Consider the following 4,805-nt stretch of genomic DNA (forward strand, 5'->3'; position numbering starts at 1 on the left):
CGCGACGCCGCAGCGCACCGCCGACGCGGCGGCCAGTGCGGGCGACGACAAGCCGGACGGCGAGGAGGCACCCGCGCGCAAGCCGGCGGTCAAGCCGGTGCGGATCATCTTCGAGGGCATCCGCGAACGGGCGACCACCCTGCCGCTGGGGATGAGCGCCGACACGCCGGTGATCAGGCCCGACGGTAAGACCCTGGTGTTCCGCTCGCGCCAGGGCGAGCGCGACACGCTCTACAGCTACACGCTCGACGAGCTGGCGCACGAGCCGCCTGCGCCGCACGAGCTGGCCGCCAGCACCAAGGCGAAGGCCGATTACGCCTTCACGCCGGACTCCAAGTCGGTGTTCTATCGCGAGGGCGGCAAGATCAACTCGTCGCCGGTTGAAAGCCCCAAGGCCAAGCCGCTGGCGGTCTCGGCCGAGCTGGACGTCGCCTTCGATGCCGAGAAGATGGTGGTGTTCGACGAGGCGTGGAACACGCTCAACCGCCGCTTCTTCGATCCCAAGTTCAACGGCAAGGACTGGGCGGCACTGCGCGCCCGCTTCCGCCCGCAGGCGGAGGGGGCGCGAACCGGCGACGAGCTGCGCCGCATCATCAACCTGATGATCGGCGAGCTTGACGCCTCGCATTCGGGTATCGGCAAGGCTCCCGACGAGGCGGAGGCCGCGGCGCGCGCGCATGTCGGCGACCTTGGCCTGCGCTTTGACCGGACGGCGTACGAGGCCGGCCGCGGGCTGGTGATCCGTGAGGTGGTGACGCTGGGGCCGGCGAACATCGCCGGCGTCCATGTCGGCGACCGCCTGCTGGCGGTGGACAGCACCGCGATCGGCCCGCACGACAATCTCGACCATGCGCTGCTCGGCAAGGTCGGCCGCCGCACCGTGCTGCGCATCGAGGCCGGCGGCGGACCGGCGCGCGACGTCGTCGTGCGGCCGGTGACCACGCAAGTCGCCGCCGGGCTGCTCTACCGCCAATGGGTCAACGACCGCCGCGCCTATGTCGAGAAGGTCTCGGGCGGGCGGATCGGCTATGTCCATATCGCCGACATGAGCGACGCCTCGCTGGCGCAGCTCTATATCGACCTCGATGCGCAGAACCAGAACCGCCAAGGCGTCGTCATCGACGTGCGCAACAACAATGGCGGTTACATCAACGGCTATGCGCTCGATGTCTTCACCCGCAAGAACTACCTGACGATGACGACGCGCGACCTGTTCCCGGTGCCGAGCCGCTCGGCGCTGGGCCAGCGCGCGCTCGGTTTGCCGACGGCGCTGGTCACCAACGAAAGCTCGCTGTCTGACGCGGAGGACTTCACCGAAGGCTATCGGACGCTGGGGCTCGGCAAGGTGGTGGGGCAGCCGACCGCCGGCTGGATCATCTATACCGGCTCGCAGCCGTTGATCGACGGTTCGGCGGTGCGGGTACCGGGCACGCGGGTCGAGGATAATCGCGGCCAGACCATGGAGGGCCACCCCCGCCCGGTCGACCTCACCGTCGAGCGGCCGCTGGGCGAGACCGAGACCAGCCGCGACGCCCAATTGGAGGCGGCGGTGAAGCTGCTGGTCGGGACGTGACCGGCACAGCCTAGGCGAGGAGCGCCGCCGCTCCCTCGACCGGGACGCACGCTCCCGACATGTAGGACGCCGCATCCGAGGCGAGGAACACGGCGACGGACGCGATCTCGCCGGGTTCGGCGTACCGCTTAAGGGGCAGGCGCAGCGTCGCACCGCTGCGCAACACCTCCTCGCTCTCGACCAGGCCCAGAGCGGCGAAGTCGTGCCCGACCTGCCGGGCCATGTTGGTCTCGGTCAGGCCCGGCAGGACCGCGTTGCTCCGTACATTGTGGCCCAGCGCCGCCGCCTCGATCGCCGCGTTGCGTGTGAAATGTGCGAGCGCCGCCTTTGACGCGCTGTAGATCGACAGGCCGGGGGTCTGCATGATCGCCGCGGCCGACGCGATGTTGACGATCACGCCGCCGCGGCCGCTCGCCCCGCCGGGCCGCATTGTCCGGAACGCGTGCTTGGTGCCGAGCATCGGGCCGAGGATGTTGACGTCGAAGATGCGGCGGTAATCGGCCGGCTCGATCTCGCTGATCAGCGCCACCGTCTCGACGCCGGCATTGTTGACCAGGATGTCGAGCCGGCCGAACCGGCGCTCCACCTCGGCCATCGCCGCCGCCCATTCGGCGTCGTCGGTGACGTCGTGGCGCAGGAACGCCGCCTTGTCTCCCAGCGCCTGCGCGGCCTCTCGCCCCTCCGGCTCCAGCCGGTCGGTCAGCATCACCGACGCGCCCGCCGCCGCCATCGCGGTCGCGATCGCCTGGCCGATCCCGCGCGCGGCACCGGTTACCATGGCGACCTTGCCGCTTAGATCACTAGCCACCCCACTCTCCCGACCACGTATCGCGTTGATACAGCGGCGGTTTATGACGCATCGCGCGGTTGGGCAAGCGTCGGCCCAGCCATGCTCGCCGGCCTAGAAGTGGAAACTCAGGTCGACGCCCGCGGTCAGCGGCTGGTTGGTGACGATCCGGTTGAACGAGGCGGCCGGCAGCGTCTCCTGGAACAGGCTCTCCAGCTGGGCGTGCTTGTTCGTGACGTTGTTGACGAACAGCGCCGCGCTCCACCCCTTCTCCGACCTGAGGCCGACGCGCAGGTTGGTGAGATCGTAATCGGGCAGCAGGATGTAGCGGCCGTTGAGCGAGTAGCCGTAGGGGAAGGCTAGCGAGAAGCGGCGGCCGGTATAGCCGTTCTCGGCGCTGGCGGTGAGGGTCAGGCCGCTCCCGACCTCGCGCGAATAGCTGAGGATGGCGTTGGCGGTGACCGGCGCGACGTCCGACAGCCGGTCCTTGGGTTCGATCTGCCAATGCGGACCGGAGTCGACGCGGGCATGGGTGTAGCTTGCCGACAACCGCAGCTCGAAGCCGCCGCCCAGGATGCCGCGCGTCTCGATCTCGCCGCCATAGATCTTGGCGCCGTTGCCGTTGATGTTGAGCTGCCAGTCGCCCGGCAGCGCGAGCAGCTGGATATTGTCCCAATCCTCGTAATAGGCGCTGCCGTTGATCGTCAGGCGGCGATTGAACAGCCGCAGCTTCTGGCCGATCTCATAGCTCCATACGGAGTCGGCGTCGTAGCTGGTCGGCCATTTGTTGCCGGTGAAGTTGTACGGCGCATAGACCGCGCTCCAATACGGCCCCGTCACCGGATATTGCGCGTTGCCGCCACCCGGCCTGAACCCGCGCGAGGCGGTCGCGTAGAGCGTGTAGTCGCTGGTCGGCGTGTACGACAGGTTGAACTTGGGGCTGACGCCATGCTCATCGTGGGTAATCAGCCCCGACAGCGACGGCGTCGCCGCGCCTAGTCCCGATCCCCAGCCGGTGATCGACGAGGTGAAGTGGTAGTCGAACTTGTAGTAGCGTGCGCCGGCGGTGAACTTCAGCGTCGGCGTGATCGCGAACGTGCCTTCGGCGAAGGCGGCATACTGCTTCAGATGGGTCGGCGAATAGGCGAGGAACCAGCTGGTCGTGGTCGCATGGTCGAAGGTGCCGAGGTCGAGATAGGCGGAGGGGTTTGACGTGCGGCCGTCGAAATTCCAGGTCATGTGATAGTCGCTGTAGAACAGCCCGGCGACCCAGTTCAGCCGGTGATTGCCCTTGGACGCGATGCGCAGCTCCTGGCTGAACTGGCGCGACGGGTCGTTCTCGGTGCCATAGACGACGCCGCTGCCATTGGGGCCGTAATAGCCTGGGTTCGGCAGGCCGTTGTTCGAGTTATACGTCGCGCCGGTGTTGGGATTGTTGAAGTCCTCGCTGCCGTCCTCGACCTGGGTCGAGCGGCGGTTCCAATAGGCGCTGCTCGACGTGATCTCGAAATTGTCGAAGGCATAGTTGACGGTCAGGCCGAAGATGACGATCCGGTCGGTCAGCGGCTCGGCGATGTCGAACGGCTGGTAGTGCGCGGGCGTGCCGGGGTCGCTGTCATAGGCGCTGACGCCGTCCTGGGTGCTGCGCTGATAGAGCACCATCGGTGTGATCGACAGCGCGTCGGTGGGCTTCCACAACAGGCTCGCGCGGAAGCCATAGGTCTGCGACGCGTTCGAGCCGCGATAGCGCTTGATCACCGACGCCCCGGCGACGTTGCCACGCGTCGAGCCGTCGACGCTGGGCAGCGGATAGCTGTTGCCCGCGCCCGCGACGATTCGGTCGATCCAGCCGCTGGTGCTGTTCTCGGATCCGACGATCCGCAGCGCCAGCTTGTCCTCGACCAGCGGCAGGTTGAGCATCGCGTTCTCGGCATGGTTGAAGCCGCCGCCTTCCGTTCCCGACAGCGTCGCCTGGGCGCTGGTCGACACGCGTGTCGTGTCGGGCTGGTTGGCGATCAGCCGCACCGTGCCGCCCATCGAGCCCGAGCCGTAGAGCGTACCCTGCGGGCCGCGCAGGATCTCGACGCGGTTGAGGTCGTAGAGCGACGGGTCGATCACCACCTTGCCGTTCTGCGCCGCCGACGGCGCGGTCAGCGGGATGTCGTCGAGGTAGAAGCCAACCGTCGGCGAGTTGCCGCCGCTGGACGTCATGCCGCGCAACTCGATCTCGGTCTGGGTGGGGCCTTCGCTCTTCAGCGACACGCCGGGGGCGGACTGCGCCAGGCTGGCGAAATTGGCGACGCCGCGCGCCTGGAGGTCGGCACCGCCGACCGCGGTGATGCTGACGGGCGTCGACTGAACGGTGCCGGCGCGGCGCTGGGCGGTGACGACGACCTCGGTCGCCTGGTTGGCGAGCGGTGCGGCGGCCTGCGCGGCGGCGGTGTC

Annotated in this window: 3 protein-coding genes; 1 reads left to right on the forward strand and 2 read right to left on the reverse strand. The window is 68.1% G+C overall.

Translation table 11 applies throughout. The features are described from left to right. Positions 1 to 1,573 (forward strand): S41 family peptidase (locus HUU96_RS11420; protein ID WP_254605194.1); only part of this gene is annotated, 1,573 nt, incomplete at its 5' end. Positions 1,574 to 1,583: 10 nt separating this feature from the next. On the opposite strand, the gene HUU96_RS11425 is transcribed toward HUU96_RS11420, so the two are convergent. Together HUU96_RS11425 and HUU96_RS11430 are read right to left on the reverse strand one after the other, a co-directional pair. Then, positions 1,584 to 2,381, reverse strand: coding sequence for an SDR family NAD(P)-dependent oxidoreductase (locus HUU96_RS11425; RefSeq protein WP_174292918.1), 798 nt, complete (start codon positions 2,379 to 2,381; stop codon positions 1,584 to 1,586). Positions 2,382 to 2,474: 93 nt separating this feature from the next. Further along, positions 2,475 to 4,805: TonB-dependent receptor (locus HUU96_RS11430; protein ID WP_174292919.1), on the reverse strand; the 2,331-nt coding region annotated here is incomplete at its 5' end.

The sequence above is a fragment of the Sphingomonas bacterium genome (assembly GCF_903644135.1).
Taxonomy (GTDB): domain Bacteria; phylum Pseudomonadota; class Alphaproteobacteria; order Sphingomonadales; family Sphingomonadaceae; genus Sphingomonas.